At 65.1% G+C, this 19114-nt stretch carries 15 protein-coding genes; 2 read left to right on the plus strand and 13 right to left on the minus strand.

Translation table 11 applies throughout. The annotated features are described in order from the left end of the window. Positions 1-11: 11 nt before the first annotated feature. From smc to rpsF, 9 genes are all read right to left on the minus strand, one after another. Entirely contained in the window at positions 12-3584 is a 3573-nt protein-coding gene (gene smc, locus GEMMAAP_RS06935; RefSeq protein WP_026850381.1) for a chromosome segregation protein SMC, read from the minus strand. Next, positions 3584-4987 carry an SPOR domain-containing protein gene (locus GEMMAAP_RS06940; RefSeq protein WP_026850382.1) on the minus strand — a complete coding sequence of 468 codons (1404 nt, stop codon included), beginning with the start codon at positions 4985-4987 and terminating at the stop codon, positions 3584-3586. Before GEMMAAP_RS06940 ends, smc begins: the two co-directional genes overlap by 1 nt. Beyond that, a complete protein-coding gene (locus GEMMAAP_RS06945) occupies positions 4984-6489 on the minus strand; it encodes an SPOR domain-containing protein (protein ID WP_026850383.1) in 1506 nt (501 codons plus the stop codon). The genes GEMMAAP_RS06940 and GEMMAAP_RS06945 overlap by 4 nt, the downstream gene beginning before the upstream one ends. 109 nt (positions 6490-6598) lie before the next feature. Then, complete coding sequence (locus GEMMAAP_RS06950; RefSeq protein WP_026850384.1) at positions 6599-9871, minus strand: PD40 domain-containing protein; 3273 nt, start codon at positions 9869-9871, stop codon at positions 6599-6601. A 5-nt stretch (positions 9872-9876) separates the two neighbouring features. Continuing rightward, the gene (gene rsfS, locus GEMMAAP_RS06955; RefSeq protein ID WP_026850385.1) at positions 9877-10257 is read right to left on the minus strand and encodes a ribosome silencing factor; all 381 of its coding nucleotides are present in this window, start codon (positions 10255-10257) and stop codon (positions 9877-9879) included. A gap of 196 nt (positions 10258-10453) precedes the next feature. Next, positions 10454-10897: a 50S ribosomal protein L9 gene (gene rplI / locus GEMMAAP_RS06960; protein ID WP_026850386.1), complete on the minus strand. Its 444-nt coding sequence runs from the start codon at positions 10895-10897 to the stop codon at positions 10454-10456. Between the two features lie 36 nt (positions 10898-10933). Next, the gene (locus GEMMAAP_RS06965) at positions 10934-12085 is read right to left on the minus strand and encodes a YybS family protein (protein ID WP_075071455.1); all 1152 of its coding nucleotides are present in this window, start codon (positions 12083-12085) and stop codon (positions 10934-10936) included. 2 nt (positions 12086-12087) lie between these two features. Further along, positions 12088-12309: a 30S ribosomal protein S18 gene (rpsR, locus tag GEMMAAP_RS06970; protein WP_026850389.1), complete on the minus strand. Its 222-nt coding sequence runs from the start codon at positions 12307-12309 to the stop codon at positions 12088-12090. A 3-nt stretch (positions 12310-12312) separates the two neighbouring features. Next, positions 12313-12705: a 30S ribosomal protein S6 gene (gene rpsF, locus GEMMAAP_RS06975; protein ID WP_053334356.1), complete on the minus strand. Its 393-nt coding sequence runs from the start codon at positions 12703-12705 to the stop codon at positions 12313-12315. A 158-nt stretch (positions 12706-12863) separates the two neighbouring features. Here rpsF and GEMMAAP_RS06980 point away from each other — a divergent pair, with 158 nt between their 5' ends. Then, entirely contained in the window at positions 12864-13565 is a 702-nt protein-coding gene (locus tag GEMMAAP_RS06980; RefSeq protein ID WP_075071456.1) for an SOS response-associated peptidase, read from the plus strand. On the opposite strand, the gene GEMMAAP_RS06985 is transcribed toward GEMMAAP_RS06980, so the two are convergent. Both GEMMAAP_RS06985 and ychF read right to left on the minus strand, forming a co-directional pair. Continuing rightward, positions 13528-14319 carry a DUF3108 domain-containing protein gene (locus GEMMAAP_RS06985; protein WP_026850390.1) on the minus strand — a complete coding sequence of 264 codons (792 nt, stop codon included), beginning with the start codon at positions 14317-14319 and terminating at the stop codon, positions 13528-13530. The genes GEMMAAP_RS06980 and GEMMAAP_RS06985 overlap by 38 nt on opposite strands. Before the next feature lie 47 nt (positions 14320-14366). Beyond that, positions 14367-15461, minus strand: a complete 1095-nt coding sequence (gene ychF / locus GEMMAAP_RS06990) for a redox-regulated ATPase YchF (protein ID WP_026850391.1) — start codon at positions 15459-15461, stop codon at positions 14367-14369. Between the two features lie 124 nt (positions 15462-15585). Between ychF and GEMMAAP_RS21210 the strand changes: the two genes are divergently transcribed. Then, a complete protein-coding gene (locus GEMMAAP_RS21210) occupies positions 15586-15960 on the plus strand; it encodes a four helix bundle protein (RefSeq protein WP_026850392.1) in 375 nt (124 codons plus the stop codon). 127 nt (positions 15961-16087) lie between these two features. Here the strand turns inward: GEMMAAP_RS21210 and GEMMAAP_RS07000 are convergent, their stop codons facing one another. After that, a complete protein-coding gene (locus tag GEMMAAP_RS07000; protein WP_053334357.1) occupies positions 16088-17827 on the minus strand; it encodes a M28 family metallopeptidase in 1740 nt (579 codons plus the stop codon). Beyond that, a complete protein-coding gene (locus GEMMAAP_RS07005) occupies positions 17824-19101 on the minus strand; it encodes a sialidase family protein (RefSeq protein ID WP_158514762.1) in 1278 nt (425 codons plus the stop codon). The genes GEMMAAP_RS07000 and GEMMAAP_RS07005 overlap by 4 nt, the downstream gene beginning before the upstream one ends. Positions 19102-19114: the final 13 nt, after the last annotated feature.

The raw sequence follows: 19114 nt of genomic DNA on the forward strand, positions 1-19114 counted from the left end.
GCGAACCCCCATCACGCGGGTGACGGCTCCGCTTCAGAGGCATCGGCGTCGTCCACCGAGACCTCCTCCGGGCTGATGTCGGGCTCCGGCGGCGCACTCCCCGGTTCCGCGTCCACGGACGGCCCGTTGCGCAGCCGGACACTCACGATGCTCGACACGCCCGGCTCCTGCATCGTGACGCCGTACACGGCGTCGGCGGCTTCCGACGTCGTCCGCGGGTTGTGCGTAATGACGATGAACTGCGTCCGCGACTTGAAGTCGTTGAGCATCTTCACGAACCGACCGATGTTCTGATCGTCCAGAGGCGCGTCCACTTCGTCCATGAGACAGAACGGACTCGGCTTGGTGAGGAAGATGCCAAAGAGCAGTGACAAGGCGACCAGCGCCCGTTCTCCGCTGGAGAGCAGGTGGATGCGCTGCGTCTTCTTGCCACGCGGTGACGCGTGAATTTCGATGTCGCAATCGAGCGGGGCGTCCGGGTTCTCCAGGCGCAGGTCACACTCGCCGCCGCCGAACATCCGCAGGAAGATCTGGCGGAAGTTTTCGCGGACCTGCGAGAATGTGGCGAGGAACAGCTCCCGGGCCGTACTGTCGATTTCCCGAATGGCCTGATGCAGCGACTGCTTGGCCGCCACGAGGTCGTTGCGCTGGCTGGTGAGGAACTCGAGGCGACGCTGCTCCTCCTCATGTTCCTCAATGGCCAGCGGATTCACCGGCCCCAGCTCATCGAGCGACGCGCGCAACGTGGCCGCCTCGCTCCGCAACTCGTCGGTGGGCAGTTCGAGTTCTTCAAAACCGGCCATCAGGTCATCGAGCGATCGACGCCACTCTGTTTCCAGACGTGAGCGAATCGTTTCGCGCCGACCGGCCAGCTCCGTATGCCGCAACTGCGCACCGTGGAGCTGCTCACCCAACGCCGTCGCCCGGCGGCGGGCTTCATCAAGCGTGGCCTCGCACGCATCAGAGGCCGCCGTGGCGGCCGCGACGGCCCGTTCGGCGTCGGCCAGACGTCCTTCGGCGTCGGCCATGCTCTTCTGTTCCGTCTCCAGCTCCGTACGCCAGCCGTCGAGCTGCTGGGCCAGGTGCTGATCGGCTTCACTGAGCGTGGAGAGCTCCTTCGCCAGCGCTTCAATGCGGGCGGCTGCGGTGCTGTCTTCCTCGTGCAGGCGCTTTTCACGATCAATGGCAACGGACAACCGTGCCTGGGCCTGCGCCTGCGCCACCTGCCAGGTGGCGCGGGCTTCGCGTGCCTGTTCCTGATCCCGTTCGAAGACGGACAGTTCTTCGCGCGCGGCGGTAATGTCGGTGTCGGCTTCACCGGCCCGCGCGTGCAGCGCTTCGGCCTGCTGCGCCAACTGCCGTGTGCGCTGCTCGAGCTCCTCAAGGCGCGACACGAGGCGTTCCGCGAGGGCGCTCGACTGTGCCAGCTCACGTTCGGCCCGCTCGCGACGCCGATCCACTTCGTTCTGCACTTCCACCGCTCGCCGCGATTCCTGCTGCGCGCGGTTGTTGTTTTCCATCGCACTTTGCTGCGCCCGTTCGGCTTCGGCCAACGCCAGTCGCGCCGCGTCAGCCGCCATCGCCGCCTCGTCACGACGGGCATCGGCGGCCGCGAGATCGCTCTCGAGTCGGGTCAGCTCGGCGCGGCGCTGCAGGGGGCCAGGCCCGCCGGCATTTCCCGGAAGGTAGACCGCCCCACGTTCGTCAATGAAGGCGTCGCCGCCGTCGAGGGCGCGGACCTTGCCAAGGAGCACCTGCACCCACCGCGAGGCCGGTCCCTGCGTTTGCACGCTGCCGCCCAGCGCCCCCTCCAGCGAGGACATCTCCATGACCACGTCGAGTGGGAGCAGGAGAATGGGGCCCGGCTGAGATTGCGCATGCCACTGGCGCACGGCCGACGCCGCGGCCGCATCGCGCACGACGATGGCGTGCATGGTGGCGCCAAGGTAGCGCTCCACCAGTTTGGCCGTATCGCCGTCTGCGGTGAGGAAGTCGGTGAGCGGCCCCAGCACGGCGCCGTCACCAAATCGCTCGCGCTCCTTGAGCAGTTTGGCGGCCGACGGGGCCAACCCCACACGCTCACGTTCCAGCGCCGCGAGGGCGTTCATCTTGCCCTCAAGATTGGTGCTCAACTCCACCGCACTGGCGAGCATCGATCGCGATTCGGCATCGGCAGTGCGCGCAGTGGCGCAGCTCAGCCGAGCACCTTCGAGCTCGTGCAGCGCATCCTGCGCATTCTCCTGCGTGAGCTGCACCTGCTCGCGGGCGTTGATGAGCTCGCGCTCAATGGCGTCCAACGCGTCGGCCAGATTCTGCCGCTCTACGTCGAGCGCTTCGCGGCGCTGCTGAGTCTCCGCCTGTTCGCGCGCGGCCCCATCACGGTCCAGTTCAATGCGTCGGGCCTGGTCCCGGTGTTCACGCACCTGCCGCTCCAGCTGATCCAGCGCGGTGCGGGCCACCTGTACAGACTCACGCGCCACCTGTTCGGCCGACAGTCGCTGCTGCAGCGCCTCACCGGCGTCGGCCAGTTCCTGTTCCAGCGTGGTGCGGTCGGTCGCGGCCTTGTCGCGGTCTTCGCGCAGACGACGGCCGAACGCCTCGTTATCCTGGCGCTCCTGCTCGGCACGCTGCTTCCGCATCGTGGTGCTGCGCTGACGCTCTTCGGCCACCGCCAATTCGCGCTCGAGACGCTGCGTCTTGTCGCGCTGTTCAGCGGCCAGCTTGGCCAACTCCACGCGGCTGGCTTCTGCCGCTCCGCGCGCGGCGTGGGCCTCTTCGCGCAGTTGTTCGGCCAACGCGATCTGCTCTTCGGAGCCCGGCACTTCGCCACGCAACTCTGCCAGCCGCCCGTCGAGTGCTTCGAGTTCGTCCTTCCAGGCGGCCATCTCGCGCGTGGCAAGCGAAATCTCCACCGCAAAGCGGCGCGAGGTCAGCTCGGCATGCCGTTCCGCGCGACGACGCTGACGCGCCAGCGAACGCACCTGGCTCTGCACTTCGTTGATGAGATCGTCGAGGCGTGCGAGGTCGGTCGTGGTTTCCTCAAGACGACGCTCGGCGCTGCGTCGGCGATCGCGATAGAGCCCTACGCCAGCCGCTTCCTCAAACAGCTCTCGCCGTTCATCGGGGCGGTCTGAGAGCAGGGAATCGATCATCTTGCTTTCGATCACCACGCCGGAGTCGGCCCCGAGGCCGGTACCGCGCACGAGGTCCTGAATGTCGCGCAGGCGGCACGGCGCCCGGTTCAGCAGGTACTCGCTTTCGCCCGAACGCAACAGGCGGCGCGTGATGACCACTTCCTTGAACGGAATGGGCAGTTCGCCTTCCGTGTTGTCGAAGTGGAGCGACACTTCCGCCATGTTCACCTGCTTGCGGGCCGATGACCCATGGAAGATGACATCTTCCATTTTGGCACCACGCATGGCGCGCGCACGCTGTTCGCCAAGGACCCAGCGCACCGCATCGGAGACATTGGATTTGCCGGAGCCGTTCGGGCCAACAATGGCCGTCACCCCCTTCTCAAACACAAACTCCAGGTGATCGGCAAAGGCCTTGAAGCCATGGACTTCGAGCTTCGTCAGACGCACTAGAACGCTCTCCCCGTTCGATAAACCAGCACAGGCGCGACACCGGCAGCGCGCAGCGATTCGGCAAGCGGAATCGCCTGCGACGGCGATTCGTACGCGCCGGTGTAGATGGTGGCACTGCCGTCGGTTTGACGCAGTGCGTACGCAATCACTCCCCGGGTGGCCAGCGCCGCGAGGCGCGTGGGGACCAGCGGGGTCGTGACCTTGGTTTCAATGCGGAAGGCCAGGGGCACGGAGACAATGCTCCCTGACCCGATGACTTTTTCGTTGCGCAATCGCGTGAGCAAGGCTTCCGCTTCACTGCGCTCCGCCGCGGCGCCTACCGTGACCCGGAACCATTGCTCGGTGCCTTCCATGACCGGTGACAGAGCAACCGCTTCCAGCGCGCGCACCTTGGGGTCGGGCATGGCAGCGGCGCGTGTGTTGGCCGTAGCGAAGTACACGGCGTAGCGGGCAGACGCAGCGGAGTCGGCGGGGTTGGCCACCGTTGGTGCCGGCAACGCTGCCACACTGTCAGTGGCCGTGCTGTCCAGGCGCGAGCTGTCGCCGATGACGTTGCCCAGTGAATCCCGCTGCAGACTGTCAGCCGGTGGCGCCACGTTCATGGGCGTGGGTGGCACCACCACTGCGGTGCTGTCCGGTGCCGGTTGGGCGCCGGTAACCAGCGCTGCCAGCGGCGCCGGCAGTCGCTCCACGATTTGCGGCCACAAGGCCCCAACGGCTACGGCGATAGCGGCCAGCAGAATGAGCAGCACCCACAAGCGACGCGTGCGGCTGCTTTCGTCCTGCTGCGCGGCTTCACGCGCGCGAGCTTTGCTTTCGCGCCTGGGCGCCTCAACTGGTTCTGCCGCTGGCGGCGGTGGCGGGGCCGGTGGCGCAATGAGCGGAATGCCCGGAGGCGCCGGAAACGCCGTTTCACCTACCGGCATGACGCTGCCGATGTACCCGCACAACTCCGCGAAGCCCGCAACCTGCGGACGCGCCACCACAATGAGCAGCGCCCCCACCTGGTGAAATCCGGCGGCCAACCGGCGCCAGCGGTCGTTGGCGTACACATCCTGATGATCCACCGACTCGGTGCCGCTGGGCATCAGAAAAACGTTATCGGCGCCTTGCATGGGGCGCGCAATCTTGTTCAGCGAAACGCCGTACAGGAAACTGTCCGCAATGCCGTGTGGATCGTCGCCAGTGAGCAGTGCCTCAATGGCCGGCGATTCACCAATCAGGTCGGCAATGGCCACGCGACGACGCTGGCCATGGGCACGCGCCACCCCAATGGCTACGCTCACGGCCACCGACGGGTCATTGGCGGCTACGACCACCGCACTCACGCCGTCCAGCAGAGGGGCCAGCCGACGTCCTTCCACTTCCCACGGAGCAATCAGTGAACCGGGTGCAGTCATGGCGCGCCCTCGAAGATCCAGTAGCTTTGCCCCGACGCCTTGCCGACGCGTTCCGCCTCGGGGCGCGTGGGGAAGGGGCCGAGCACAACACGAAACAACGTCTTGCCGGCGCGCTCCGACGTGGTGATGCGCGGCGACTGTCCATCGACGCGAATGCGGGCCGCGAGCGAGCGCGCCTGCGTTTCGTCGAGAATGGCGGCAAACGATACGGTGAATTGGCCCGTCGGTGGTGCGCCGGCGCCAGTAGATCCCGCCGCCGAATCCGTGCGGACCGCGGTGCTTTCGGCCGCCGCTCGCAGTGAATCCGGGAGACGGTCCGCCGAATCGCGCGGGGCACTCGTGCGAAACTGCACCGGCTGATCGAGACCGGCCGCGCGCGGACGGAAGCCGTTCCAGCGCAACGTGTGCCAGAACGAGTTGGCACCGCCTTCAACCACCCGCATGTCCTTGAGTGACGTGGGATGCGCGAACACCACGTCATCACCACGCGTCACGGCAATGGCGGCATCAGGGAGCACCAGCGGCAGGTCGCCGCGCCACTCACTCTGTACCACCCCCATCACTTCGTCACTGGCAAGGCTCACCACGAACACCGAGTCCTTGTTCCCCTGCGCCAACAGCACGCGCCCCATGGGGTCCATGCGCAGCGCGCGCGGGACGCCCGGCAGCGCAATCTTGCCCGTAATCCCTTCTTCGAAGCGGTCGACAATGCGCAGCGCTTCTTCCCCTTCCAGCGCCACAAACAGGCGATCACCACTGGGCGTGGCGGTAATCGCGCGCACCGGGTCGCCCATGCTCACATCGAGCGCTTTACCCAGGTCGCGGGTGCGCACAGCCAACACGTCTTCATTGGCGCCGAAGTACACCCGGTCGCCAATGTTGCCGGCAGTGCGTTCGATCGTTTCGCCCAACGACCGCTCGTCGCCGCCCACGTCAAACGAAATGGAATCGGACACGGTCTGCTGAGGCGGACGGACCCGCCAGACGATGGCGCGATCGCCGCGGGCACCGGCCACGACCACCGATCCATCGGGCTGGGCAAAGAGCGTCTGGGCAGGGAGCGGCGGGGTGAAGGACCAATCGCTGCCGCTTGGCGTGTAGCGGGCAATGTCGCCGCCAGCCGTCAGCGCGTAGATCGATCCGCCATCGGCCGAGGACACGGCACGCACGGTGTCTTCACGAGCCACGGTCACACTACCAACGCGAAGGTCGACGCGCACCGGTGCGCCGCTGGTATCGACCGCCGCCAGGTAGCCGTCTTCGGCGCCAAAGGCGACGAAGCGATTCAACGGGGGCACACGCGACGCGGAGCGCCAGATGGTGGTGTCGAGCGCCGGGTAGCGCGCAGCCGTCAACACACCACCGTTGCGCGAAACGCGCAGAACGATGGGATCGGGTCCGCCGGGAATACTGGGAGTGGCGTCGGCTCCAGAGGGGCGGGACGAGCGATCGGAACAGCCGCACGCGAGGAGCACGAGCGCCGACGCGAGGAGCGTGCGCACGAGGGAAAGGTACCCCCGCAGGGGCGCTGCAGGGAGGGGTTGCGGGTTGGGTACCGGGTACTTCGGAATTCCAGAAACGCCGGTCCCGAGGCGTCGCTACCAACCAGGGTTAATACGACGCCCCAAAGAACCAGGTCCCGAACCCTCTGGCCCCCGGCCGGCTGACCGGCTTGGCCCAGTCCCAGCGAATGATCGCGATGTTGAACAGGTTCATGCGCAGGCCAAAGCCATAGCTGCGCAGCAGGGCCCGGTCGGTGTCCACGTTGTAGCCGGCACCGCGTGACAGGGTGGGGGTCTGCCCCTTGGACCAGGCCACACCGGCGTCGTAGAAGAACAGACCGTCAATGGGGGGGAAGCCCCCCAGCAGGTTGGTGCGATTGCCGTAGCGTCGCAGCAAGGGGAAACGCAGTTCCGCATTGGCAAACGCCACCCGGCTACCAATCAGCTCCGCCGAACTGCACGACGATCCGTCGTCACTCGGCAAGCCGGTGCACCCCACTGTCCCGATGTCCTCGCGATTATAGCCACGTACGAAGTCGGGGCGCCCAATCCACTTGGGGAAGCGTGTTTCGTCACGGCCCACCGCCAGATTGGCCGTCAAGCGCGTGGCGAAGGTGACGTAGTTGAACAGAATGGGCAGATACGACCGGGCATCCACCAGGTAATCGGTCCACTGCCAGGTCCCCACACTGGGCTCTACCTGCATGCGCACGCGCTTGCCCGTAATGGGACCGGTAAAGCCGAAGAGCGTGTTGTCGGTGACGAAGGCGAGATACGGCGACAGCGTATTGGCCGATGCCACGTTGCGTGTGGGCCCCCGTTCGAAGCCGGAGGCAAAGCCAAGGCCGTAGTCTACCAGGCGGTTGAACGAAAACACCTGCTGGTCCACGTTCTGGAAGCGCGCCCCCAATTCGAAACGGGTAAATCGGTTGAGCGGATACAGCCCCGTGGCAAACATCTGCCGCACCACCAGGCGCGTGATCTCCTGCGTCTGCACGAACTGCGATTGACTGTTCTGCTGCGGTGTTTCGAAGAAGCCGGAAATGAGGTACAACGGTTGCTGCACCACCCCGGAGGTGTACTGCAGGCGACGCCCCAGACTGGTGTAGCCAACGAACACCTGCGCGTCACTCAATTGCCCATTGATGGAGCCAGAGAGCGCCAGACGCCGGTCGCCCAGCAGATCGCTCAGCACGATGGTCGTGCCGCCGTACGTGCCCTGCCCGAAGCCACCTTGCTGATAGCCAATGCTCGGCTGCGCCACATATTCCGGCGTGAGCTTGCCCTTGTATCGACCGTCACTCAACCCGGTGGTGTCGGGGAGGTTGAAGTCGAAGCTATCGAGCATCGCCTTCACACTCACGGTTTCCGCCTGTCGCGCGAGCACGCTCGCGGGCAGCTCTGCCGACACGCGCGCCGTCACCCCGGTGCTCGGACGATAGAACGACTGTCGCGCCGCGCTGGTGTCCTGCACCGTGCCGCGACGCAGGTGCGCCGTGGGGTCAACTGGCGCGGCAGGGACAACGGGTGTGTTGGCGGCCTGCTGTGCCTGCGCCACCAGCACCGGATCACGATACGGTTGCTTCTTGAGCGATCGCGGATTCTTCACCTTCCAGATGGCGTGATCCGTCTGCTCGTAATACACAAACGCCATCACGTCGGCGCCTCGCGCCCACGTCAGTGCCGGCGACTGTTCGGCCGTGGCGGTCACCGCCCCCAGCACGTTCGTGAGCTGATAATGCTCACGATCGGTGAAGTCGTAGAGGAAGATGTTGGCAATGCCCGTGCGGTCGGAGATGAACGCCAGCGACTTGTTGTCGGGCGCCCACTGCGGGTTGATATTCCGCCCGCCTTGACCGGGAATGATGTTGATCTTCTGTGTGTCGAAGTCGTAGAGCGCCACGCGCCATGGTCCGATCTTCAGGATATCCATGTCGGTGTCGGGGCCGCGCTCCGTGATGAAGGCGATGCTCTTGCCGTCGGGCGACCAGGACGGCGACAGATCCCCGTACGTGTCCTTCATGAGCTGTGTGTAGCCCGGCGTATCGAGCGACGCGACGTACAGGTCGCTGCTGCCGCGACGCATGCCGCTGAAGACGATCTTGCGCCCATCGGGCGAAAAGCTCGGACTCAACACCTGGTCGAGTTCGAAGTCGAAGTCGCGAATCACCTTGCGGCGCGCCACGTCCATGACGTAGAGCACGTCGCGCCCGCCACGTTGGCCGGTGAAAGCCAACAACTTGCCGTCCGGCGAAAACGATGGCTGCGAATAAATGAAGCGCAGCTGTTCGTAGTCCGGATTGGTCGTGGTCTTTACCAGGCGCGTAATGCGCTTGCCCGTTTCGGCGTTGGCGAGGTACAACTCGGGGAACACCTCGCCGCGGAGCAGGCTGCCATAGCCGACATAGGCGATGTACTTGCCATCGTCCGACAGGGCCGGGGCGACAAAGGTGTTGGCAATGCTGCCGGTGCGCTTCTGCGACAGCAACGGCTCCGCAAAGCTGCGCGGGCGATCGAGGTTGGCCACGGCCGTGAGATACTTGGCCTGCATGGCGCCCTTCCACTCGGCGCTCAGTTCGTCGAGCGACAAGCCGATTTCCCGACGGAAGGCCCGATCGATGCCGAGGCTGGGCGTGGCGTTCATGATTTCGCCGATGACTTCGTCGCCCCACCGCGATCCCACGTACTGCCAGAGCGCCAACCCGTAGCGATACGGGAAGTACTTGTCGGGGCGTTCCGTCATCTGCGCGATGCTGGGCAACGTGTTATTGACCACCGCGTCACGCACCCACGCATCGGTCCACGGATGGTTGGGCCCGATGGACAGATATTCGGCCAACCCTTCCATGTACCACAGGGGCGGGTTCACCATGGCCAGGTTCTGCAACCCGGCGCCCGCGCGCCCGCGCGAGAAAATGTCGAAGGTGAACACGTGCACCATTTCGTGAATGAGCACGTGTTCAAAGCTGGCCCAATCGCCACTGAAGAACTGGGCCATGCGCTGGCGCAGCGGGTCGGTCACACCGCCGGTGCCTTCGCCCAGATCACCGAAGACATTGCTCTGCGCAAAGTCCCCCGACGACCCGAAGATCAGGATGGGCTTCTTTTCGCGGAACTGGTGCGCGGTGAGGCGGGACAACCGCGCATAGGCCCGTTCGGACATGCGCGCCGCATCGGGGGCGACATCCCCGATTTGCGGGTAGTAGTGCACGAGAAAATGCTCTGTCTCGATCACCCGCCAGTTGAGCCGGTCGTACTGCACCTGGTTCTGGCCGAAGTACTGCTGCGCGGCCAGCGGCGTCAGCGGCGCGGTGGCACCGAGTGCCGCGACCGCGAACTGGAGAGCCGTACCGAGTCGTGACCACCGCTGCGCCTGCGCCATGCGAATTATGCTCCCTGCGTGATTTCGGCGTCCAACCGGACGGGTGTGGCATCACTCCACAGCCGCTCCAGCTGATAGAACTGCCGCAAGGTGGGATGGAAGACATGGATTACGCAGTCGGCGTAGTCCAACAGCGCCCACCGGCCCTGCGTGAGTCCCTCGGTCATGGTGGTAGACACCCCACCGTCCTTTAACCCTGCCTGTATGTGCTCCGCGACCGCCCGGACGTGCGTGTCCGAGGTCCCGGAGGCGATAACAAAAAAGTCGGTCATATCCGTCACACCACGGAGATCGAGGACCACGATATCAGTGGCCTTCAGGTCGCTGGCCAGCGCAGCAGCGCGGCGGGCGATGGGTTCTCCGGGGCTCGGGCGTCGTTCAGCCATGTCTCTATTGGTAAGGGCATCGTGGCGGGGCTCTGTTCCACGAGCAATTTCGGTACCCCGCCACCGTCCCGAAGGTTGCCTACAAAACTACGACACGGACAGGGGGGTGGATGCCCAGCCTGCCGGTCTGACGAAAAAAGACCGAGGGGGAGCCCGGTGTGCGGACTCCCCCTCGGGACCTGGATAGTGATCCAGATTACTGCTTGATGATCCAGACCTTGATTTCGGGATGCACGTCGGCGTGCAGCTTGACGGCCACCTTGTACATGCCGAGCGCCTTGATGGGCTCATTGAGCTCGATCTGGCGCTTTTCCACCTTGAAGCCCTGGGCCTCAAGCTGGTGGGCGATGTCGCCGGCCGTCACGGAGCCGAACAACTTGCCTTCCTCGCCCACGCGGGCAGCGAACGTCACCGAGACTTCGGCGAGCTTGTCGGCCACGGCCTGCGCGGCCGCCTTGCGTTCACCCTCGAGCGCCTCGAGGCGGCTCTTTTCGGCCGCGATGCGCTTACGGTTACCGAGGGTGGCTTCGTAGGCGAGGCCACGGGGGAGGAGGAAATTGCGGGCATAGCCCGGCGACACGGAGACGATGTCACCAGGATGTCCGAGCTTGTCGACGGCGTTACGGAGAATGACTTCCATGGGAACTCCGGGTCGAACCGGTGAAAGAAAGAAAAATTAAGGCGACCACGGCCGGCGCGAACCTGCGCCCGCCCGAAAATCGCGCCACGTATCTCCCAGTCCGAGGGTGAAGGTGATCGTCAGCAACGCGACGAGCACCCACACCGGCCCGAGCACCGGGACCAGCACCGCCAGCGCGAGCAGCACCCACACCGCTGCCCGATCCGGGATGTACCACACCAGGACTCCGGCGCCCCGAAGAGCATACAGTGTCCCGAAAAACCCCACGAGATTGAGGCCGGCCGTGCGCCACTCCACCAGCGTGGGCAGCAACAGCACGGTCACACCGACGATCAATCCCCACACCCATTGGTCGTTGAAGCGCAGATCCCTCAGCGCCGCCAGAGGCGGCCCCAGACGGGCCCGCGTGAGGCGGTGATACGCCGCCCACCCCAGCGCCAGCGCGAGGAGACTCTCCAGCGCCAACAGGGTCGGGGCTAACACCACCAGCGGTGCCACCCGCGCGCCCCCCACCGACGCTGAGGCCGGCCGTGGTTCCGCGAGTGCAATCAACAACCCTTCCAACCGTTCCGTACGGGCCACAGCTTCCGGGAACCGCTGCGCGAACCCGCGCCACGATTCGGAGGCCGTCCGCCCGCGCCAGACGTCGAGCGAGGCGCCGAGCCGCTGCTGATACTCTTGAGAGAGCATCTGGGCGGCGGCATCGAAAGCCCCGGCACCACTGGCCGAGCGGGCGGACAGCCCGAGCAGCGTTACCACTCCGGCCAAGGCCACCGCTGCCAGGGCCCGGGTGAGAAACGGTTTGGCGGCCGTGAGCAGGCAGACCAGCCCAAAGGCCGCGCCTAACGTCACCGCCCAGCCGCGGAGGAACGCACCATACCCGGAGAGCGGGAGCGGCACCTTCCACACCACGTACCCTGCTGCGAGCCCCCACACGAGCCCCAGCACCAAACGGCCTCCCGCCCACCACCCCACCAAGGCGCAGGATGCGATAGCCACGAGGACCACCAGCGCAAACTGCTCCACGGGAAGCAACAGCCGGACCATACCAGCCAACAGCGCGAGGGCAGGCGGCCAAGCCGGTGCTGCGGTCACGGCGACCATCAGCAACATGCCAAGCACAAACCACCGCCATCCGCGCTCTTGCGGAGCGGTCGCGGCGAGACCCGGCGCGACCGCTCCGTTCATACTTACGCCGTCTGGCCCTTCACATACGGAAGGAGCGCCAGGAAACGCGCCTTCTTGACGGCCTTCGACAGCTGACGCTGATGACGCGCGTCCACGCCGCTCAAACGGCTCGGCAGGATCTTGCCGTAGTCCGTGATGAAACGGGCAAGGAGACGGTCGTCCTTGTAATCGACGTAACGGATGCCCGCTTCAGTGATCGGGCAGGGCTTCTTCTGGCGGCGCATGGGTTAATCCTCGTCGTCGTCGTCATCATCGCCCGCGCGACGGCGCGAAGCGAGCTCTTCATCGGAGAGCTTGGGCGCACCCAGCTCATGCTCATACAGCGTGACCAGGTAACGGATCACCCCTTCGTCGAGCTTGAGCGCACGCTCGAACTCGGGCAGGGTAGCCGGTGCCGTGGTGAAGTTGCTGATGACGTAGTAGCCGTTCTCGTGACGGCCGATCTTGTAGGCAAGCTGACGACGGCCCCAGTGCTCAATCGTCGCCGGTTCGGCGAGGTGGAGCAGGCCCTGCAGCTTCTCGAGCTTTTCAGCAATGGCCGTATCTTCGAGCGCACTGTCGAAGATGTACACGGCTTCGTACTGCCGCGTTGGATTACGGCGGATCTTGAGCTTTGCCACTCGGCAATCCTCCCTGTGGTCTGTTTGCCACCCGCAGTGCCGATCCGCGGGCGGAGGGTCGAAGAACACGGTCGTGTTCCTGATGAGCCTTAAAGGCTAGTCAGACCGGGGGGCCGGGTAAAGCCCCGAACGGCTTTCCGCCGGATAGATTACCAGCCATGTGCGGTCGCTACGGCTTCGGAAATCCCGCCCGTCTGGGCACCCTCCCCCTCGGGGTCACCTTTCCCGGGCTCCCCGCCCGGTTCAACGTGGCCCCCTCGCAGGCGGTCCCACTGGTCCTGCATGACCGGGGCGAGCGCCAGGGGCTCATGGCCCGCTGGGGACTCGTCCCGTTCTGGGCCGACGACCCGGCGATAGGCAACCGGCTCGCCAATGCCCGCGGGGAGACGGTGGCCACCAAACCCAGTTTTCGGGGCGCCTTCAAGAGCCGCCGCGGCATCATGCCGGCCGATCTTTTTTATGAGTGGCAGGTGCTCGCCGGCCAGAAGGTCAAGCAGCCTTGGTGCATCCGCATGGCCGACGATCGCCCCTTTGCCATGGCCGCCCTGTGGGAGCGGTGGGTTCCCAAGACCCAGCCAGATGCCGATCCGCTGCTGACCTGCTGCCTCATTACCACGGACCCGAACAGCACCATGGTGCCGCTGCATGACCGGATGCCGGTCATTCTGCACGAGGAGGACTACGCGGAATGGCTCGACCCGGCGACGCCCCCGGCTCTGGCCCAGCGATTGATCCGGCCCTTTGATGGCCCCATGCGGGCCTACCCGGTGAGCACCGTGGTGAATACACCGCGGAACGAGGGCGAGACGTGTGCCGCGCCGCTTACTTCGTTCCCTTCGACCCGCGCAGATACAGATTGAGCGACCCGAAGCTCAGCTTCGACTTCATCTGCACCATCATGCGACGGTCGTCGTCGGTAATCCACACCTCCGCCTTGCCGTTCTGGCTGAAGATACCTTTGGTCTGGAAGGTGGGCTGCAACACCACCGTCTTGAAGGTGCCGGCTGGCACCGTGACCGTTTCACGGCGCAGCACCCGGATGCGGACCGGGTTGCCCTGCGCCTTGAAGTAGCGGGCAAATTCGTACGTCTTGCCGACTTCCAGCGGCAGCGTGCGCACGAAGTAGAGGAACGACCCCTCATCGAGCGGGTTGCTCACCGTGGGCTCCTCCTCACGGTCACCTTCCTTCAGCATCCCGCGCTCAGGGAAAATTTCGTAGCGGCGCTTGCGCTCGTAATTCCCCTCGTCCACGTCCTGGTGGTAGCGCAGGGAGTTGAACGTGGCCACGTCGAACCACGACTCGTACACGTCGTTCACGCGATAGAGCGGAATGCCGCCCTTGATCGTGAACACGGTGTGCCACACCGGACGGCCACGCACTTCGGTGATTTCCTTCACCTCCATGCTGCCATTGCCCACCTTGAGCGACCCGAATTTCACTTCGTAATCGAGGCGCTCTCCCACCGTAAAAGGCACGGCCAGCGCATTGGCGGGGAGCGGGCGCGACGCCATGTCCTGGACGGACGCCAGCGTCTGCCCACCAGCCGGCGGGGCGGTGAACGGGACGGCCGCCAGCCCGAGAAGGACCGCGAAAACGTGCATCGAGCGCTTCATGCGAGCCTTGTACCCGGAACCGGACAAAAAGGTGCGCTGAGCAGACGCTAGACGTTGAACCGGAACAACAGCACGTCGCCGTCCTGCACCACGTACTCTTTGCCTTCCGATCGCACCGCCCCCTTTTCCTTGGCGCCCTTCCAACCGCCCAGGGAGACGAAATCAGCAAACGACGCCGTCTCGGCCCGAATGAACCCCTTCTCGAAGTCCGTGTGAATGACCGCCGCGGCCTTGGGGGCCGTGTCGCCTTTGTGAATGGTCCACGCGCGTACTTCCTGCTCGCCGGCCGTGAAGTACGTGTCGAGCCCCAGGAGCGAGTAGCCGGCCCGGATGAGTCGGTCGAGCCCCGCCGACTCAATGCCCAGCGAGGCGAGAAACTCGGCCCGCTCGTCGGCCGGCAGTTCCGACAGCTCCGACTCGATCTTGGCCGAGAAGGGCACGACTTCGGCGTGTTCCCCCGCCACGGCCTCGCGCAGCGCCTTGAGGTACGTCCCCTCTTCGCCCGACAGCTCCTCGTCGGTCACGTTGGCGGCGTAGAGCACCGGCTTGGCGGTGAGCAATTGCATACCGCCCAGCTTTTCCAGGAAATCGGCCGAGAGGCCGGCGCGCCAGAGCGGCTTCCCTTCGGAGAGAGCGGCGTTGGCGGCTTCGAGCGCCGGCAATTCGGCCAACGCCTCCTTGTCGGCCGCCTTGGCGGCGCGCTTCACCTTGTCGAGCCGCTTTTCCACCGTGGCCAGATCGGAAAGCGCGAGCTCCAGCTCAATGATTTCCTTGTCGCGTGCCGGGTCGGGCTGCCCCATCACGTGCGTCACGTCGTCGTCGGCAAAGCAGCGGATGACGTGCACAATGGCGTCGGTCTCGCGGATGTTCTGCAGGAACTTGTTCCCCAGCCCTTCACCCTGCGACGCGCCCTTGACCAGCCCGGCAATGTCCACGAACTGCACCACCGCCGGCACCGTGCGCTTGGGGAGCACGATTTCCGCCAGCTTGTCGAGCCGGGGATCGGGAACCTCCACCATGCCCACATTGGGCTCAACGGTGCAGAAGGGATAATTCGCCGCTTCCGCCTTTGCCGCCGTGAGCGCGTTGAAGAGCGTGGATTTGCCAACGTTGGGGAGACCGACGATACCGAGGCGGAGCATGGGGCTGGGTTGGGGTTTGGATACAGCTTTGAAAGGTAATAGGGGAGGGGAGGGGGGCGGAAAAATGATCGGGTGGCCGCGAAAATGATGAGATTCCATTGCCTGCCATAGCCTATCCTCTGGGATGCAGGACTTTCGGAAACTCGTGGTATGGCAGCGGGCGCAGGCATTGGCCGCTCGGGTACATCGGCTCACGACCTCACCCAAAGGGGGCGCACATGGCGCGTGGCGCAATCAGCTCCAACGTTCGGTTCAATCGATTGCCGCAAACGTTGCCGAAGGCGCAGTAAGGTCAACGCCGAGGCAATTTGGTCATTTTCTCACGATCGCTTTGGGGTCAACGTCGGAGACCGAGAGCCACTTGGACTTCGCGTGGCGGATCGGAGCCCTCTCCTCCGACGACGTTATGCCTCTGCTTGACGAGGCGGCTCAAATCCGTCGCATGCTTACGGCACTACGCAAACGGGTTCTGGAGACCCAAAGGAAAACTGAACACTGACAACTTGAACTGACCACTGAGAACTCCTGCTGAAAACTGAAAACTCCCCGCGGGTGGCGAGGAGTCTTCACTTCTGAGTTCGAGTTTTCAGTGGTCAGTTGGAGTTTTGAGTCTCCAGTTCAACTCCCTACTGCTTGCACTGCCCCCGCGGATTCAGCTTCGGCTGATCGACCAGCGGCCTCGTTGCGCGATTGCCCAGCTCCGTCGCGATATCCGCCACCAGCCGCGACACGCGCTGCATATGCGGGTAATCGATATACTGCGGCTCGTCGGTGAGCTGGTGATACGCCGAGTGTCCACCGGTGGTGAAGAACGTGACCGGCACGCCCCACTTGGCGTACTCGTAGTGATCGCTGCGGCAGTAGATATTCATGGGGTGCCCGTTGGCATCCATGGCGTAGTCGAACGAGAAGTTGTGCTTCTTGCCCGTATTCACTTTCTCCACCAGGTCGCCCAGCTCGGTGGACAAACGGCGCGAACCCACCAGCTGCAGATAATCGGGGCCGCCGCGCAGCTCCTTACCGTCGGCGCTCATGCCGGTCTGGTCGGTCGCGCTGCCGCGGCCCACCATGTCCATGTTGAGCTGCGCCACAATGCTGTCGCGCGGCACCGTGGGGTACTCGGTGAAGTGCGCTGAACCCCACAGCCCTTTCTCTTCGCCGGCGTGCCACACGAAGAGCGTGCTGCGCTTGGGCTTCACCTTCTGCGTGGCCAGATACTCGGCGATCTCCAGCACCGCCATGGAGCCGGAGCCGTCGTCATCGGCGCCGTTGAAAATGGAGTCGCTACGCGCCGGACGATTCTTGCGCAGCTCGGCCAACTCGGCATTGATCTGCACGAACTGTTCGGCGTTGCCCATCTTGTCGTCGTTCTCAGCGCCGCCGGGACGCACGATCTTGTTGAAGACGTAGACGGAATCGTGATCGATGGCGCGGCGTGCCGTGCCCACATGATCGCTGTGGGCGCCGATGGCCACGTACTGCGTGGCGAGCTTGGGATCGCTTCCGGGAATGAGCCCGATCACGTTGCGCGCAGGGAATGGCGGGGACTGCATATCTACGAGCGCCTTCACGTTCAACTTGGCGCCGACCGCTCCCGGCGCCAGCATGGACATGCCGACGTTGAAGATTTTCGTCGTCACACTGTCCGTGACGAAGAGCCGGGAATCCGAAGGCATGTTCGGGTCAACCACGGAAAGCCCGCCTTGCAGCACGTAGTTCAGCACGCCGCGCGCTTGGGCAGGGAGCAGGAAGAGCACCGCGGCGGCGCCTTCCGGCGCCTCGATGCTCCCCACAACGGCGCGCTGCAGCGCGGGATTGCTCGTGATGCTGTACGCGACCACGCGCCCCTGTGCCTGTTCCGGGGTCACCGGGGGCATCCCCTCCGCGGGAAGCGGGCCGGCAAAGAAAACTTCCGCATCGTTTGTCGTGATGTTCTGGGCGCCGCTGAATGCCCATTCCTGGCCAAGCGTCGCCGTGGCGCCCCCCGCCACAAACGACGACATGCGATCGACCCTACGCGTCTTGAGCGGCAACGTCTGGAAGTACGTGCCGCTATCGCCCATGGGCTTGATGCCGAGCCGTTTGAGCTCCCCAGCAATGTACGTGGTGGCCTTGTAATGCCCTTCGGTGCCCACATCGCGGCCACCGAGCGAGTCGTCGGCAAAGATGTACAGCCGCGTCATCAGATCCTGCGACGTGATCGCCCCGGTGGTGGGGCGCGGCGTGTGCTTGAGCGGCAGCGGGGAACTGTTCACGCCCGCGTCTACGGGCGTCTTGCGGGGAGCATCCTGCGCCTGTCCAACCAGCGGCGCGGAGATCGTGGCAACAGCGGCGGCCAGCAGCCACCGCGGCGAAATCATGGTCATCGGGGCGAAGTCTGAGAAAGGGAGAAACGCGCGATATGCACCTGCAGGGGATTCACACTGGTCCAGGCAGCCACGACATCATTGCCGTCCCGCACCAGCCGCGGAAACCCACTTTGCCGAGCACCTGACGTACGCGAGAGGACACGGGATTCACCGAGGGAGTTCCCCACGATCTTGCGGGCCAACACCTCGGCTTCGGTGGGGCTCCGCTGCTCCAGCCACACCACCACCGGGTTAGCGGCATCGTCGAGCACCACATCCACGCGGCCAATGGGGTCGCCGTCGTCGATGCGCAGCGGCGGACCAAAGGTGGCGCCGCCATCTACGGAGCGCGCGATGTTCACCCGCGCCGTATCGTGCGCCGCGGTAAACCACGCCACCACTACCGTATCGCCAACCGCCGCCGCCTGGGGCCCGTTTACCGGACAGCCAGGATAATGCCAGTCGTCGTTGTGCACCTTCTTCGACTCGGTCCAACCGGTCGCGGTCTGGCGCACGATGGCGATGTCGCGAATTTCTTCGGCCGAGCGGTCGCGGTAAACCAGAATGCGTCCGCTGCGCGTCGCGGTGGTGCCGGTCTGGCAGCAATCGCAGGTGCGCGCGTCCAGCAACGCTTCACGCGACAACACCCCGGTCGTCGACACGCTGGCGGCTCGGATGGTCATCTCTTTCGTGCTATCGGCCATCGCGCTCTTGCGGCCATCGAGCCACACGAGGCCAATGTCACTCTCCCCTTCCGGCCACAACGACACGAAGCCGTGTTCGGCCAGCAGGCCGTCGGTGTGGGGGGTAATGGGCGCGCCCCAGGTCCGTCCGCCGTCGCTCGAGCGCACCACGCGCACGCCGTAGGCGTATTTCTTGTCGCCCTCGCGCTCCAGCCAATGCGCGGCAAGGTCACCGTTGCCGAGTGCCGTGATGGCGGGGAAGTCGGCCCAGTTCACGAAGAACTGCCGGTTGTCGGCAATGGTGCGCACGCTGTCCCACGCGGTGCCATTCCACGTGCTCATCTGGATGGCGACGGTGGAGTCGGGGCGACGCTGCGTCCACGACAGCAGCACCTGGCCTTTGGCATCGAGGGCGAGGTGTGGCGTGTTGCTGCCGGTCGGCGCGGGCGAGCTGAACTCACGGACGGGGCCCAGGGTCGTCGTGGCTCCCCCCTCTGACGGGGCCGCGTCACCACAGGCACTCACGGTGAGGCCGGCTGCTGTGAGCAGCAGCGTCCTCAGTGCCACGACACGTGACACTGCCGAGGTGCGTCGCACGGCGGGTCGCACTTTGGAAAGCTTC

Origin of the sequence: Gemmatimonas phototrophica, assembly GCF_000695095.2 — a bacterium.
Classification (GTDB): Bacteria; Gemmatimonadota; Gemmatimonadetes; order Gemmatimonadales; family Gemmatimonadaceae; genus Gemmatimonas; species Gemmatimonas phototrophica.

Coding starts and splice junctions, on each gene's coding strand:
- GEMMAAP_RS06940 (WP_026850382.1), bottom strand. CDS start 4,987: ATGACTGCACCCGGTTCACTGATTGCTCCGTGGGAAGTGGAAGGACGT.
- GEMMAAP_RS06950 (WP_026850384.1), bottom strand. CDS start 9,871: ATGGCGCAGGCGCAGCGGTGGTCACGACTCGGTACGGCTCTCCAGTTC.
- rsfS (WP_026850385.1), bottom strand. CDS start 10,257: ATGGCTGAACGACGCCCGAGCCCCGGAGAACCCATCGCCCGCCGCGCT.
- rplI (WP_026850386.1), bottom strand. CDS start 10,897: ATGGAAGTCATTCTCCGTAACGCCGTCGACAAGCTCGGACATCCTGGT.
- GEMMAAP_RS06965 (WP_075071455.1), bottom strand. CDS start 12,085: ATGAACGGAGCGGTCGCGCCGGGTCTCGCCGCGACCGCTCCGCAAGAG.
- rpsR (WP_026850389.1), bottom strand. CDS start 12,309: ATGCGCCGCCAGAAGAAGCCCTGCCCGATCACTGAAGCGGGCATCCGT.
- GEMMAAP_RS06980 (WP_075071456.1), top strand. CDS start 12,864: ATGTGCGGTCGCTACGGCTTCGGAAATCCCGCCCGTCTGGGCACCCTC.
- GEMMAAP_RS06985 (WP_026850390.1), bottom strand. CDS start 14,319: ATGAAGCGCTCGATGCACGTTTTCGCGGTCCTTCTCGGGCTGGCGGCC.
- ychF (WP_026850391.1), bottom strand. CDS start 15,461: ATGCTCCGCCTCGGTATCGTCGGTCTCCCCAACGTTGGCAAATCCACG.
- GEMMAAP_RS21210 (WP_026850392.1), top strand. CDS start 15,586: ATGCAGGACTTTCGGAAACTCGTGGTATGGCAGCGGGCGCAGGCATTG.
- GEMMAAP_RS07000 (WP_053334357.1), bottom strand. CDS start 17,827: ATGACCATGATTTCGCCGCGGTGGCTGCTGGCCGCCGCTGTTGCCACG.